This window comes from Mycolicibacterium pulveris (genome assembly GCF_010725725.1).
In the GTDB taxonomy this organism is placed as follows: Bacteria; Actinomycetota; Actinomycetes; order Mycobacteriales; family Mycobacteriaceae; genus Mycobacterium; species Mycobacterium pulveris.
Genome location: NZ_AP022599.1, coordinates 2,473,041 through 2,486,504, shown reverse-complemented (window position 1 = coordinate 2,486,504; position 13,464 = coordinate 2,473,041). Strand labels below are relative to the sequence as shown.

Annotated in this window: 12 protein-coding genes; 6 read left to right on the top strand and 6 right to left on the bottom strand. The window is 69.1% G+C overall.

The window, feature by feature from the left end; all coding sequences use genetic code 11:
• The first annotated feature begins 7 nt into the window (after nt 1–7).
• From G6N28_RS11950 to G6N28_RS11935, 4 genes are all read left to right on the top strand, one after another.
• Entirely contained in the window at nt 8–1,372 is a 1,365-nt protein-coding gene (locus G6N28_RS11950) for an MBL fold metallo-hydrolase (protein ID WP_163900513.1), read from the top strand.
• A 50-nt stretch (nt 1,373–1,422) separates the two neighbouring features.
• Nucleotides 1,423–2,208: a TspO-related membrane protein gene (locus G6N28_RS11945; protein WP_163900511.1), complete on the top strand. Its 786-nt coding sequence runs from the start codon at nt 1,423–1,425 to the stop codon at nt 2,206–2,208.
• Between the two features lie 25 nt (nt 2,209–2,233).
• Nucleotides 2,234–3,493: an oxygenase MpaB family protein gene (locus tag G6N28_RS11940; RefSeq protein WP_163900509.1), complete on the top strand. Its 1,260-nt coding sequence runs from the start codon at nt 2,234–2,236 to the stop codon at nt 3,491–3,493.
• 63 nt (nt 3,494–3,556) lie between these two features.
• A complete protein-coding gene (locus G6N28_RS11935; protein ID WP_163900507.1) occupies nt 3,557–5,869 on the top strand; it encodes a Tex family protein in 2,313 nt (770 codons plus the stop codon).
• An 8-nt stretch (nt 5,870–5,877) separates the two neighbouring features.
• Here the strand turns inward: G6N28_RS11935 and G6N28_RS11930 are convergent, their stop codons facing one another.
• The 6 genes from G6N28_RS11930 to G6N28_RS11905 form a co-directional block, all read right to left on the bottom strand.
• Complete coding sequence (locus G6N28_RS11930; protein WP_163900504.1) at nt 5,878–6,846, bottom strand: mechanosensitive ion channel family protein; 969 nt, start codon at nt 6,844–6,846, stop codon at nt 5,878–5,880.
• A gap of 60 nt (nt 6,847–6,906) precedes the next feature.
• The gene (locus tag G6N28_RS11925) at nt 6,907–7,179 is read right to left on the bottom strand and encodes an antibiotic biosynthesis monooxygenase (protein WP_163900502.1); all 273 of its coding nucleotides are present in this window, start codon (nt 7,177–7,179) and stop codon (nt 6,907–6,909) included.
• A gap of 8 nt (nt 7,180–7,187) precedes the next feature.
• Entirely contained in the window at nt 7,188–8,360 is a 1,173-nt protein-coding gene (locus G6N28_RS11920; protein WP_163900500.1) for an acyl-CoA dehydrogenase family protein, read from the bottom strand.
• Entirely contained in the window at nt 8,353–9,555 is a 1,203-nt protein-coding gene (locus G6N28_RS11915; RefSeq protein WP_163900498.1) for an acyl-CoA dehydrogenase family protein, read from the bottom strand. The genes G6N28_RS11920 and G6N28_RS11915 overlap by 8 nt, the downstream gene beginning before the upstream one ends.
• A 43-nt stretch (nt 9,556–9,598) precedes the next feature.
• The gene (locus G6N28_RS11910) at nt 9,599–10,429 is read right to left on the bottom strand and encodes an LLM class F420-dependent oxidoreductase (RefSeq protein ID WP_163900496.1); all 831 of its coding nucleotides are present in this window, start codon (nt 10,427–10,429) and stop codon (nt 9,599–9,601) included.
• 65 nt (nt 10,430–10,494) lie between these two features.
• The gene (locus tag G6N28_RS11905) at nt 10,495–11,052 is read right to left on the bottom strand and encodes a COG4315 family predicted lipoprotein (RefSeq protein ID WP_163900494.1); all 558 of its coding nucleotides are present in this window, start codon (nt 11,050–11,052) and stop codon (nt 10,495–10,497) included.
• Nucleotides 11,053–11,160: 108 nt separating this feature from the next.
• On the opposite strand from G6N28_RS11905, the gene G6N28_RS11900 reads away from it, so the two are divergent.
• A complete protein-coding gene (locus G6N28_RS11900; RefSeq protein WP_163900492.1) occupies nt 11,161–12,255 on the top strand; it encodes an acyl-CoA dehydrogenase family protein in 1,095 nt (364 codons plus the stop codon).
• Nucleotide 12,256: 1 nt separating this feature from the next.
• The gene (locus tag G6N28_RS11895; protein ID WP_163900490.1) at nt 12,257–13,447 is read left to right on the top strand and encodes an acyl-CoA dehydrogenase family protein; all 1,191 of its coding nucleotides are present in this window, start codon (nt 12,257–12,259) and stop codon (nt 13,445–13,447) included.
• The last annotated feature ends 17 nt before the right edge of the window (nt 13,448–13,464 follow it).

The window sequence follows — 13,464 nt, the reverse complement described above, 5'->3', positions numbered from 1 at the left end:
GAATCTCATGGACGTCTCGATCATCGAAACCTCCGGACTCGGTGACCGCAGCTATCTGGTCACCAACGGCGGCGTCGCCGTGGCGATCGATCCGCAGCGCGACATCGACCGGGTGCTCATGCTGGCCGGTGCCCACGGGGCCCGTATCACCCATGTGCTCGAGACGCACCTGCACAACGACTATGTGACCGGCGGGCTCGAGCTGTCCCGCATCGTCGGCGCCCGATACGTGGTGCCCGCCGGCGATGAGGTGAACTATCCGCGGCACCCCGCCACCGAGGGCGACGTCATCGACGCGGGACCCATCCGGCTGGAGGTGATGCACACCCCCGGCCACACCCACCACCACGTCAGCTATGTGCTGCGCGATGAGAACGACGCGATCCACGGCGTGTTCACCGGCGGCTCAATGCTGTTCGGCACCACCGGACGCACCGATCTGATCAGCGCGCAGGACACCGAGGAGCTCACCCGCGCCCAGTATCGCTCGGTGCGAAAGCTCGCTGACCGGCTGCCCGCGGATGTCCCGATCTACCCCACCCACGGCTTCGGCAGCTTCTGTTCGGCCACCCCGGCCTCCGGTGATGCGTCGACGATCGGTGAAGAGCGGCAACGTAATCCGGCGCTGACCCAGGATGAACAGAGCTTCGTCGATGAACTGATCGCGGGCCTGTCGGCGTACCCGGCCTACTACGCGCACATGGGCGTCATCAATCGCGAAGGCCCGGCTCCGGTGGATCTCACGCCGCCCGAGCCCGTCGACCCGAAGGAGCTTCGCCGTCGGCTCGAGGCCGGTGAGTGGGTGGTCGATCTGCGCAACCGGACGGCGTTCGCGGCCGGACATCTGCAGGGAGCGTTGGGTTTCGAGCTGTCCGGCTCGTTCGTCACCTATTTCGGCTGGCTCTACGATTGGGGCGCGCCGTTGACGCTGATCGGTGAATCTCCCGAGCAGATCGCCGAAGCCAGGCGGCAACTGGTACGGATCGGTGTGGACCGGTTGGCGGGGGCAGCCGCCGGTGACATCGACGAGTTGCGGGACGGGCGTCCGCTCGGCTCCTATCCGGTGGCCGACTTCGCGGCGCTGGCCGGCGAGCGCCGCGCCGGTGCCGTGACGGTGCTCGACGTGCGGCAGCGCAACGAGTACGAGGAGGACCACATCCCCGAGGCGGTCAACATTCCCCTGCACGAACTGCCGGAGCGGTTCGGCGAGGTTCCCGCCTCGACGGTTTGGGTGCACTGCGAGTCGGGCTATCGGTCGTCGATCGCGGCCTCGCTTCTCGACCGCGCGGGTCACGAGGTCGTTCTCATCGACGACGACTTCGACAACGCGACGCGTCTCGGTCTCACGTCGCCCGGCGCCGCGAAGGGTTAGAATTCCCGGTGAACGGGCACGTATCGCGTATCAGGCACGAAGGAGCCCCCGTGGTGAGCAGGTCCGTCGGTAGCCGTTCGATCACGACGCTGCTCCTGCCGCTCGTCGTCACCCTGGCGACGGTGGCCACCCTCGTGGTCAACTACCTGGCCAACGCGCTGCCGATCAACGGCCAGACCACCGGCGACGTCACCCGCCGCAGCGAGGTGTACTTCGCGCCGGCCGGCTACGTGTTCTCCATCTGGAGCCTCATCTATTTCGGGGTGATCGCCTACAGCGTCTACCTGAGCCTCACTTTGGCCCAGGGCCGCACCGACAGTGGCGCCGCGCGGGCCATCGCGCCCTGGTACGTGCTGACCGCGGCGGCGAACTGCTGCTGGCTTTTCGCGTGGCACCACAATCGGTTCCCGCTGAGCATGCTGCTGATGGTCGTGCTGCTGGGCGCGCTGATCGTCATCTACCGCATCCAGGCTGCCCATCCACCGGCCTCGACCGTGGAACGGTGGACGGTGCACATCCCGTTCCGGGTCTACCTGGGCTGGATCTCGGTCGCCACGATCGCCAACGCGACGATCACCCTCGACGACGCCGGCTGGTCGGGCTTCGGTCTTTCCGAGCCGACCTGGGGCGTGATCATGGTCGCGGTGGCGGGCGCGCTGGGCCTGGTGATGTGCCTGCGCCACCGGGACATCGCCTACGCGCTGGTGATCGTCTGGGCGCTGGTCGGCATCGCGGTGCGGCTGCACGAGACCACGTCGGTGTTAATCGCCGCCTCGGTCACCGCGGCGGTGCTGGGGCTGGCGGTGCTCGTCACGGCCAGGCGGCACGCAGTCTGACCCACAGGGGCGGTACAACAGAGCCATGCCCGAACCCTCGCCGCGACCGCCGGGGGCGCCGACCGCCTTCCGCTATCCGGAGTGCAACGGCCGGCGCGTGGGGCTGCGCAACCTGGTCAAGCGGCTCACCGGCGTCGACCTCTTTCCCACCGACGCCGTCGCGCGGGCCTTCATCGCCGGCTTGACCGAGGGCGATCCCGTCGCGGAGCGGTTCGTCGCCGAGACCTACCACGGTGAGCTCGGCGCCAGAAAAGCCCGTGAGCTCGTCGAGCGGGCGCAGCGCGACAGCATCGACAGCGTGCCCGAGGCGCCCGAGTCGATGCGGGCGCTGTTCGCGGAGTTCGAGCAACTACCCGGGTGGGTCGACCCGGAGCTGGTCGAGGAAGGCGCCGCGGTGTGGCGGCGCTGGGCGTACGCGCTCGGAGCGCTGGGCAACGCCGGCACCAACGACACCTACACCGAGGGCTGGTTGGCGGTGCCGCTGTCGCTCTCGGGCGGCTATGCAGGCCAGCGGGCACTGCACCGCTACCTGGAGACGTCGCGGTGGTGGATCGAGGTCTGCCGACCGGGCGCCGTCCTCACACCCGGCTCGCTGGGCCGCAACATCTCCATGCATGTGCGGATCATGCATGTCAGCGTCCGTGAACGGGTCAAGCAGCACCCCGAGTGGGACGCCGAACGCTGGGGGCTGCCGATCAGCCAGTCCGCCATGCTGCTGACGCTGCTCGGCGGCAGCGTCGCGCCGGCGTTGGGCCTGTATCTGCTGGGCCACCTCACCTCCGCGCGGGAAGTGCGCGCGGTGCTGCACTTCAACCGTTACTGCGGCCATCTGGTCGGCGTGCGCTGCGACGGCTACTTTCCCGAGACCGTCGCCGACGCGTGGCGCATCCTGTTCATGGCCGACGCCGCGCGCAGCTACGACAGCGCCGACAGCGGCACAGAACTCGTCGAATCATTCGTTCCCGCCTTCGCGCCCGCACCCGCGCAGCGCGGCCTCGCGCGACTGCGCGCCGAGTACCACTACCGGGTGCAGGCCGGCTATCTCGGGTTGTACATGCTGCCGTGGAACCGGCGCCGCTACCGCCTGCCGTCGGCGGTGCCGGGAATCCTGTTGCTGCTGTTGCGGTCTCCGCTCATCCTGGCGCTCGAGCTGGCGCGGCGTGCTTCGGGTTGGGTGGACCGCCGATGGCAGCAGGCCAACCTCAGCCGGTGGGAGAACTGGCTGCGGTGGCAGTCCGACGGCAAGGCGGCGGCGTTCGAGGCCGCCGCACCCCTGCGTCGCTGACTTCTCGCGACGCGGCCCCGGCACACCTTCGGTGCTGTCGGGCCCGGCCTGTAGAGTCGCCGCGTGCCACAGAGCTTTAGCCTGAAGTCTGTAAATGCCCGTCTTGCTGAGGAATTGGCCGTCGACGAGGCGCAGGTCGCCGCGGCCGTCCGGCTGCTCGACGACGGCGCGACCGTGCCGTTCATCGCCCGGTACCGCAAGGAGGCGACCGGCAGCCTGGACGACACCGCGCTGCGCACGCTCGAGGAACGCCTGCAGTACCTGCGCGAACTGGATGAGCGTCGCGCCGCCGTGCTGGCCTCCATCGAGGAGCAGGGCAAGCTCACCGACGAGCTGAAGGCCGCGCTGATGACGGCCGAGACCAAATCGCGGGTCGAGGACATCTACCTGCCGTACAAGCCCAAGCGGCGCACCAAGGCGCAGATCGCCCGTGAGGCGGGCCTGGAGCCGCTGGCCGTTCGGCTGCTCGCCGATCCGGCCCTCGACCCGCAGAAGGCCGCCGCGGAGTTCGTCGGCGCCGACGTTCCCGACGCCGCGGCGGCGCTCGACGGCGCCCGCCACATCCTCGCCGAACGCGCCGCCGAGGATGCCGAGCTGGTGGGCGCCGTGCGGGAGCAGTTCTGGAAGGCGGGTTCGCTGCACACCGCGCCCTGGTCCGCCGAGGTGGCCAAAAGCGCGGCAGCACAGAAGTATCGGGACTACTTCGACTACCGCGAGGCGCTGGAGACCATGCCGTCGCACCGGGTGCTCGCCGCGATGCGCGGCGAGAAGGAGGAGATCCTGGCGCTGAGCTTCGACGGCGGCGACGACGCGCAGTACCACGCCATGATCGCCAAGGCCCTCGGCATCGACATGACGGCGAACGCCGCCGCGACCACGTGGCTGGTCGGCACCGTCGAATGGGCATGGCGGACCAAGCTGATGATCTCGGCGAAGGTCGACGCCCGCATACGGCTGCGCAACCGCGCCGAAGAACAGGCGGTCGCGGTGTTCGCGACCAACCTCAAGGACCTGCTGCTGGCTGCGCCGGCGGGAAACCGCACGACGCTCGGCCTGGACCCCGGTTACCGCACGGGCGTCAAGGTGGCTGTCGTCGACGGCACCGGCAAGGTGATCGACACCGCGACGATCTTTCCGCATCAGCCTCAGCGCCAATGGGATACGGCCAAGGCCACTCTGGCCGCGCTCGTCGCGCGTCACCGTGTCGAGCTGATCGCCGTCGGCAATGGCACCGCGTCGCGGGAGACCGACGCGCTGGCCGCGGAGCTCATCGCCGACATCCGCGCGGCCGGTGCCGACGCGCCGACGAAGGCGATGGTGAGCGAGGCCGGCGCCTCGGTGTACTCGGCATCCGCGTATGCCGCGCGCGAACTGCCCACGCTCGACGTGACGTTGCGGGGCGCCGTCTCGATCGCGCGACGGTTGCAGGACCCGCTGGCCGAACTGGTGAAGATCGACCCGAAGTCGATCGGCGTCGGGCAGTACCAGCACGACGTGACGCCCGGCACGCTGGCCCGCAGCCTCGACGCAGTCGTCGAGGACGCGGTCAACGCGGTCGGCGTCGACTTGAACACCGCGTCGGTGCCGCTGCTCGCCCGCGTGTCGGGTGTGTCGGAGTCGCTGGCCGAGGCCATCGTCACCCACCGCGACACGACCGGGCCGTTCCGCGACCGCAAGGCGCTCCTCGACGTTCCGCGGCTGGGGCCCAAGGCATTCGAGCAGTGCGCCGGCTTCCTGCGGATCCGCGGCGGCGACGATCCCATCGACGCCTCCGGTGTACACCCCGAGTCGTATCCGGTGGTGCGCCGCATCCTGGATCGCTCGGGGATCACGCTGGCTGAGCTCATCGGCAACGAGCGGGCGCTGAAGTCGCTGAAACCCGCCGACTTCGCCGACGACCGGTTCGGCATCCCCACCGTCACCGACATTCTCGCCGAGTTGGAGAAGCCGGGGCGCGACCCGCGGCCGGCGTTCTCCACGGCGACGTTCGCCGCGGGGGTCGAGAAGGTGGCCGACCTGAAGCTCGGCATGGTGCTCGAGGGTGTGGTCACCAACGTCGCGGCGTTCGGGGCGTTCGTCGACGTCGGCGTGCACCAGGACGGTTTGGTGCACGTCTCGGCGATGGCCGACCGGTTCGTGTCAGACCCGCACGAGGTGGTGCGCTCCGGGCAGGTGGTGCGGGTGAAGGTCATCGACGTCGACGTCGAGCGTCAGCGGATCGGGTTGAGCCTGCGGCTCGACGACGAACCGGCCGACAAGGGTGAGCGGCCCGACCGCAGCTTCCGGCGCAAAGGCCGCCCGCAGCGACGCCCACCGGCCGATGCGCCCACCGGTTCGATGGCAGACGCGTTACGCAAGGCCGGCTTCGGGCGCTGACGGCTCCGTCAGCCCCCGACGACGGCGTGAATGCGCCCGCGCGGGTAGGGCAGGTCGATGCCGTTCTCGTCGAACGCACGCAGGATCTCGGCGCGCAGTTGGCGTTGGACGCTCCACTGCTCGTTCGGGCGCGTCTTCAACAGGATCCGCAGCGTGTACAGGTCCGGCGCGACCTCCTGGACTCCGTACATCTCCGGTTCACCGAGCACCTTGGCGGCCATCGACGGCTGGGCGACCGCCTCCGCCGCGGCCTCGAGGGCGACCTCTTTGGCCTTTTCGACATCGGCGGACAGGGAGACCGGCAGCTCGAGCCGCGCGTAGGCCCACTCCTGGCTCATGTTGCCGACGCGCACGATCTCGCCGTTGCGCACGTACCAGAGGGTGCCGTCGATGTCTCGGAGCCTCGTGATCCGCAGCCCGACGCTTTCCACCTCGCCGATCACCTCGCCGACGTCGACGATGTCACCGACCCCGTACTGGTCCTCCAACAGCATGAACATGCCGCTGACGAAGTCGCGGACCAGGTTCTGGGCGCCGAAGCCGATCGCCAAACCCACCACACCGGCGGAAGCGATGAACGGCGCGATGTTCACCCCGAGCACACTCAGGATCGCCAGGATCACCCAGGTGAGCAAGACGATCGACACGATCGACTTGAGCACCGACCCGATGGTCTTCGCACGCTGTTGTCGCCGTTCGGCGATCTGCTGGCTGCTGGCGACCTTCGGCACCTTGTCGCGCAGGTGGCGCAGCAGCGGCGGCTTTGCCTGTTCTTGCGGCCGTGTCTGCTCCTGCGGCCGTTCCTCGTCACGACTCTTGTTACGGCGCCTACCGGTGGTGGCCCGGTCGATCATCCGATGCAGCAGGTAGCGGACGAGCAGCGCAACCACCAGATAGATGGCGATTCGCACCGGAACCTCGATGAGCCAGTGCCGGTTCGTGTCCGTCCATTCGAAAGCGAGGGCGTAAACGTCCATGAGCCCGACCGTACGGATCATCTCCGTCTGAGAACAGTCGGGGGCTGGGGGCGGACCGCCTCAGGCGTCGTACTGTGCGACGGGTTTCGCCTCCACCGGAGGTTCCTTCAGGGCGAGCTGCCGCGCGATCGCCGGAATGTCAGGATCGGCGAGAAACCCCTCGTAATCTTCGATGTCCCAATCGAAGACCACCCACACTTTGTCGGGATCGTCGGGATCCCGGAACACCCGTGAGCCCCGGCAGCCGTGCTCTCGGCGCTTTTCGACGCCGGCCGTGGCGAAGGTCTTCAGGAACTGGTCGAAGTCCTCCACCTTGGCGACGGTGACGATCACGGGTCGTCTCAGACGGGTAGGCCGTCGGCGACCCGCGGCACCCGGGCCGGTTCGGCGCCGTCCAGCACCATCGACGCGACCCGGTCGCGGTGCTGCTCGGCGCTGCCCAGCAGCGCGGCGTCGGTGGTGGCGCGCTTGTAATACAGGTGCGCCTGGTGCTCCCAGGTGAACCCGATGCCGCCGTGCACCTGGATGGTGTCGGCGGCGACGTGGGTCAGTGCCGCCGAACACACCGCCTGCGCGATGCTGGTCGCAAGCGCCGGCTCGTCGGACCCGTCGGTTAACGCCCAAACCGCGTGATAGGCAGCCGATCTCGCATGCTCGACATCGACAAGCAGGTTGGCAAGGCGGTGCTTGACCGCCTGGAACGACCCGATCGGCCTGCCGAACTGCAGCCGCGACTTCGCGTACTCGACCGACAGGTCGAGCAGGTGCTGGGCGGCGCCGACCTGCTCGACGGCCAGCAGCGCGGCACCGACCTGCAGCGCGTGGTTCAGCACCCGCTCGGTCTCGTCGGGCCCGGCGATTCTTTGCGCGGGCGCGTCGGTGAGCGTGACGTTGGCCGCGGACCGGGTCAGGTCCAGGGTCGCCAACGGGGTGCGCTGCACTGCGGTCGCGGAGGTGTCGACCGTGTACAAGCCCACCCCGTCGGCGCCGTTCGCGGCGACCAGCAGCACATCGGCGATGCCTGCGTCGATCACCTGAGACACGTTGCCCGACAAAGTATCTCCGGATGCGGCCACCGTCACAGCGGCCGGATCGAAGACGCCGGCCCGATCCGTGACGGCGAACGCGGCGGTGCGGGTGCCCTCGATCAAGTCGCCCAACAGCTCATCCCGTGCGGCGCCGGAACCGGCGGCCACCAGCGCCGGGATCGCCAGGTAGACCGTGCCGAACAGCGGCCCGCACGCCAGCCGCGCGCCGAGCTCTTCGATCGCAACGGCCTGGTCTACCAGCGTGCCGCCGACTCCGCCGTCGGCCTCGGGCACCGACAGGCCGAGCACGCCGAGCTCGCCGCCCAGCCGCGCCCACGTTTTCGGGTCGAAGGCCGGGTCGGACTCCATGACCTCGCGCACCTTCTCCTCGGAGAAGTGCTCGATGCTGAATTTCCTTACCGCGTCGCGTAACTGGTTCTGTTCGTCGGTGAACCTGTACTCGGTGCCCGATACGTTCTCAGCCACGGGGGATCTCCTTCCACGGCATCCCGGCGTCGGCGCGCAGATCACCGGGCAGCCCGAGGATGCGTTCGCCGAGGATGTTGCGCATCACTTCGGAAGTGCCGCCTTCGATGGTGTTGGCGCGGCTGCGCAGGTACCGCTGCTGAATCGGGCCCTGCCAGTCTTCGTCCCCGGTACGCGGGCCCTGCTGATATCCGTGGTACAGAAGCCCCTCGGGCCCAAGGAAATCCATGCACCACTGGTAGATGTCCTGGTTGAGTTCGGCCCCGACCAGCTTGCCGATCGACCCCTCTGGGCCGGGACCACCGACGGTGGCGGTGGCCCGCGAGCGCTCCGCGGTCAGGCGCTGCGCCTCCGAGCGCAACCACAGCTGTGTGAGCCGGTCACGCAGCACCGGGGTGTGCCGTTCGGGCCGCGAGGCCCACAGGCCGGTGGCATCGGAGATGGTGCCCGCGCCGCGCCTGCTGCCGCTGCCGCCCAGCGCGGTGCGCTCGTTCATCAGCGTCGTCATCGCGACGGCCCAGCCGTTGTCGACCTCACCGAGGCGGTGCTTGTCGGGAATCCGCGCGTCGGAGAAATAGACCTCGTTGAACTCGGCCTGGCCGGTCATCTGGCGCAGCGGGCGGGTCTCCACCCCTTCGCCGTGCATGTCGATGACGAAGTAGGTCAGGCCCTTGTGCTTGGGCACGTCGGGGTTGGTGCGCGCGAGCAGCAGGCCCCAGCGCGCGCGGTGGGCGAGGCTGGTCCACACCTTCTGCCCGTTGATCACCCACTCCCCTTCTCCCGAGCCGTCGCGCACCGCGGAGGTGGCCAGCCCGGCCAGATCGGACCCGGCGCCGGGCTCGGAGAACAGCTGGCACCACAGGTCCTCGGTGGTGGCCAGCGGTCGCAGCCACTGCCGCTTCACGTCCTCGGTCTGGGCGTGCTCGCGGATCGTCGGCGCCGCCATGCCGTAGCCCATCGGGTTGAGCCCCAGCGGCACCGGCCCGCCGGCACCCTGCAGGATCCGGTCGGCCACCGCCTGCAACCCGCGGGACACCCCAAGCCCGCCGAGGCCCTCGGGGAAGTGCACCCAGGACAGGCCGGCGTCGTAGCAGGCGCCGAGGAACTCCGGGATGGGCACCTTCTTCGGGTCGGCCTCGGCGACAACTTTGCGCGCCAGTTCGGCGACCCGCTCGGCATCAGCGTCATTGCTCATGCAGCCAGAATAGGAACTCGACAGGTGTCGAGACGCGGCGGGGCTAGCCGCGGTACTTCGCGACCGCCGCGGCGTACTCGTCGAGCAGCCGCAGCGATGCGTCCAGCGGCTTCGTCGGCAACAGCAGGTTCGCCTGCCGGTACCCCAGCAATTCCATGGCCTGCCAGTAGTCCGGGTCGATCGGGGTGCCGAACGTCGTCAGCGGCACATCGTGGCCTGCGCCCGCGCGCATCTGCTCGATGCGCCGGGTCAGCCGCGGCACCGGTAGCGGGTTGGAGATCCACCCGGCCTGGTGGCGGATGACGCGTTTGACGGTGGCGTCGGAGTCGCCGCCGATCAGGATGGGCGGGTGCGGTTTCTGCACCGGCTTGGGCCGCAGGTAGGACGCGTCGAAGTCCACGTAGCGGCCGTGGTACTCGGCGGGTTCGGTGGTCCACAGCGCCTTGACGGCCTCGATGCGCTCGTCGAGCAGCGCGCCGCGAGTCCTCGGGTCGGTGCCGTGGTGGCGCATCTCCTCGAGGTTCCAGCCCGCGCCGACGCCGAACACGAACCGCCCGCCCGAGATCAGGTCGATGCTGGCGGCCTCCTTGGCGGTGATGATCGGATCGCGCTGGATGAGCAGGGCGATGCCGGTGACCAGCTCGATCTTCGAGGTCACGGCCGCCGCGGCCGCGAGCGTGACGAAGGGGTCCAGCGTGCGGTAGTAGACGTCGGGCAACTCCCCACCGCCCGGATACGGCGACTGCCTGCTCGCGGGGATGTGGGTGTGTTCGGCGACCGCCAACGCGGTGAACCCGCGCTCCTCGATCGCCCGCGCCAGCGACACCGGGTCGATGGTGTCGTCGTTGACGAAGGTGGAGATCCCGAATTCCATGCGCTCCCCTACCTGCCGTCCGGGCGCGGTAACGCCGCTTGATGCGAGGCTATTCCTCAAATTCCTCAGGCCAGTGGCCTGCCGTTTTTGGCAAGCACGTGCCATTGGCCGCCGAACATGTCCAGGCCCTGGGCATGGGCGACCTTGTCGCCGCTGTCGCCGGCGTACCGGTAGAGCGGAATCCCCTTGTAGGTAACTTGGTTTCCGCCGTCGCGCCGCGGCACGGTCTGGGCGGCGGCCACGTCGATGCCGGTGCCGCTCGCCGGATTGCCGTCGGCCAGGAGCGGCACGAAGGTCTCGGCACAGGTGTCGTAGCAGGTGGGCTGGTTGGGTCGGTCAGCTGAGAAGGCGTACAGCGCCCGTCCGGAGCTGTCGACGACGATCTCGCCCAGATCGCCACGGTCGTCGATCGCCAGCGAGACGTCGCCGGTCGGCGGCACCCCGGTGGTCGACGGCGGCGGGGTGGGCGCCGGCGTGACCGCCTCGGTGCGCGGTGCCGCCGCCGAACCCTGCGTGGTCGACGTCTCCGAGCTGGTCGCGGCCTTGTTCGTGAACGCCGCGCACCCGGTCAGGGCGAGCGCGCTGACCGCGAGGATCGACGTCGCAACTCGTGGCGTGGGCATGATCGAGCCATTTCCAGCCGCGCCGCCTCTCAAACCCACCGGTGGACGCCCGCGGCGTGCAGGGCATGCTCTGTGGTGAACGCAGCGGGCCAAGAGAGGCGGTTGGCGATGACGATCAGTGTGGCCGAGCGCGCGCAACTTCGCGCCGCGGTCGGCGAGCTGCTGCGCGAGAAGTGCACGGAGGCTGACGTGCGACGGGTGATGGGCACCGAGGAGGGCTTCGACCGTGAGCTGTGGCGCCGGCTCGCCGAGCAGGGTCTGCTCGGCATGCTCGTCGACGACGAGCACGGTGGGCTGGGTTTCGGTGCCCTGGAGCTGGAGGCGGTCGCCGAGGAGACCGGTGCCGCACTGCTGCCCGCGCCGTTCATCGCCAGTGCGGTGCTGACCGCCGCGCTCGTGCGGGCCGCCGGCTCCGACGACGACAAACAGCGGTTGCTGCCCGGGCTCGCCGACGGCACGTCGATCGGCACGGTCGCAATCACCGGCCCGTCGGGGTCCTGGACGGCAGACAGCGTCGACGTCCGAGTCGGTGCCGACAGCGCGTTGACCGGCGCCGCGCACTACGTCACGTGGGGCCAGGTGGCCGACGTGGTGCTCGTCGTCGCCCGCAGCGACGACGGCATCGGTGTCTTCGAGGTCGCACCCGACGCCGAGGGGTTCGACCGCACGGCCGTAACGGTTTTCGACCCGACCGTACGGCTGTCGACGTTCACGTTCGCCGACACGCCCGCGCGTCGGCTCGGCACCGCGGGGTGGGACGCCGTGCAGCAGGCGCTGGATTACGCCGTGATCGCCTGCGCCGGTGAACAGGTCGGCGGTGCCCGCGCGATCTTCGACATGACCGTTGACTACCTCAAGACGCGGGTGCAGTTCGGCCGCGCGATCGGCAGCTTCCAGGCGCTCAAACACATGGCCGCCGACCTGCTGCTCGAACTCGAGAACGCGACGTCGGCCGCCCAGCACGCCGCCGCGGAGATGGCCGCGGGCAGCGAAACCGTCAGCGGGGCAATCGCGTTGGCGGGTTTCACCTGCGCCGAGGCCTACGAGACCGTCGCGATGAACGCGATCCAGATGCACGGCGGTATCGCGTTCACCTGGGAACATCCCGCCCACCTGTATCTGCGGCGGGCGCGCACCGGGCTGCAGTTGTTCGGCGACCCGCGCCTTCACCGCGAACGCTACCTCGTCGCGAAAGGTGCCTGACATGGCGACGAAATTGCCCAGCCCCGAGGAGTTGCGTGCCGAGGTTCGAGAATGGTTGCGCGACAACTGGTCTCCGCTTCCGAAATCCGATGACCCGTGGGTGTCGTCACCGGAGCGGATCGCGTGGTTGGAGAGGGTGCTCGACGCCGGCTATGCGGTGCCGACCTATCCGACCGAGTGGTTCGGTCGCGGATATCCGAGCGACCTGGCGGCCGTCATCGGTCAGGAGTTCTCGGCGATCAAGGCGCCGGGCTCCCGGCAGGACAAGTACAACATCCCGGCCAACACCGCGCTCAAACTCGGCAGCGAGAAGCTCAAGACCGACCTGCTGCGCGATTTCCTGGTCGAGCGGTCCCGCACCTGCCTGCTCTACAGCGAACCGGGCGCGGGCTCGGATCTGGCGGCCGTGCGCACCACCGCGGTCAAAGACGGTGACCAGTGGGTGGTCAACGGGCAGAAGGTGTGGACGTCGGGCGCGTTGAGCGCGGACTACGCGCTGCTGCTGGCCCGCACCGACTGGGATGTGCCCAAGCACAAAGGGCTGAGCCTGTTCATCATGCCGATGAAGCAGCCCGGCATCGATGTCCGTCCGCTGGTGCAGATCACCGGCGAGTCGCACTTCAACGAGGTGTTCATCACCGATGCGCGGGTGTCCGACGACTACCTGCTGGGTGGTGCGGGCAACGGCTGGCGGGCGCTGCAGACCGCGCTGGCCTACGAGCGCTCGATCATGGGCGACAGCGCCCGCGGTTCCCGAAGCCGCAAGGCCGACAGCCTGATCGACCTCGCCCGCGAACACGGCGTGCTCGACGACCCTGCGGTGCGCTACCGGTTGGCGAAGGTGCTGGCGTTGCGGGAGCTCAACAGGCTCAACAACGCCCGCGCGAAAGCCGCCACGACACAGGGGACCTCGAGTTCGATCATGTCGCTCGGCAAGCTCGCGATGTCGAAGATCCTGCACACCGAGGCCGCGATGAAGACACAGATCATCGGCGCGCAGGCGCTGCTGGCCGGCCCCGAGAACCCGGTGGCCGACGACGTCAACTTCCTGACGCTCAACGCGTTCTTCACCTCGATCGGCGGTGGCACCGACCAGATTCAGCGCAACATCATCGGCGAACGGGTCCTCGGTCTGCCCAAGGAACCCGAGACCGACCGCGACATCCCGTTCCGACAGGCCCGTCGGAGCTGACCGCATGCCCCGTTCGG

Bases quoted from the DNA above. Each gene is read 5' to 3' on its own strand.
- G6N28_RS11950 (WP_163900513.1), top strand. From the start codon at position 8: ATGGACGTCTCGATCATCGAAACCTCCGGACTCGGTGACCGCAGCTAT.
- G6N28_RS11940 (WP_163900509.1), top strand. From the start codon at position 2,234: ATGCCCGAACCCTCGCCGCGACCGCCGGGGGCGCCGACCGCCTTCCGC.
- G6N28_RS11930 (WP_163900504.1), bottom strand. From the start codon at position 6,846: ATGGACGTTTACGCCCTCGCTTTCGAATGGACGGACACGAACCGGCAC.
- G6N28_RS11915 (WP_163900498.1), bottom strand. From the start codon at position 9,555: ATGAGCAATGACGCTGATGCCGAGCGGGTCGCCGAACTGGCGCGCAAA.
- G6N28_RS11910 (WP_163900496.1), bottom strand. From the start codon at position 10,429: ATGGAATTCGGGATCTCCACCTTCGTCAACGACGACACCATCGACCCG.
- G6N28_RS11905 (WP_163900494.1), bottom strand. From the start codon at position 11,052: ATGCCCACGCCACGAGTTGCGACGTCGATCCTCGCGGTCAGCGCGCTC.
- G6N28_RS11900 (WP_163900492.1), top strand. From the start codon at position 11,161: ATGACGATCAGTGTGGCCGAGCGCGCGCAACTTCGCGCCGCGGTCGGC.
- G6N28_RS11895 (WP_163900490.1), top strand. From the start codon at position 12,257: ATGGCGACGAAATTGCCCAGCCCCGAGGAGTTGCGTGCCGAGGTTCGA.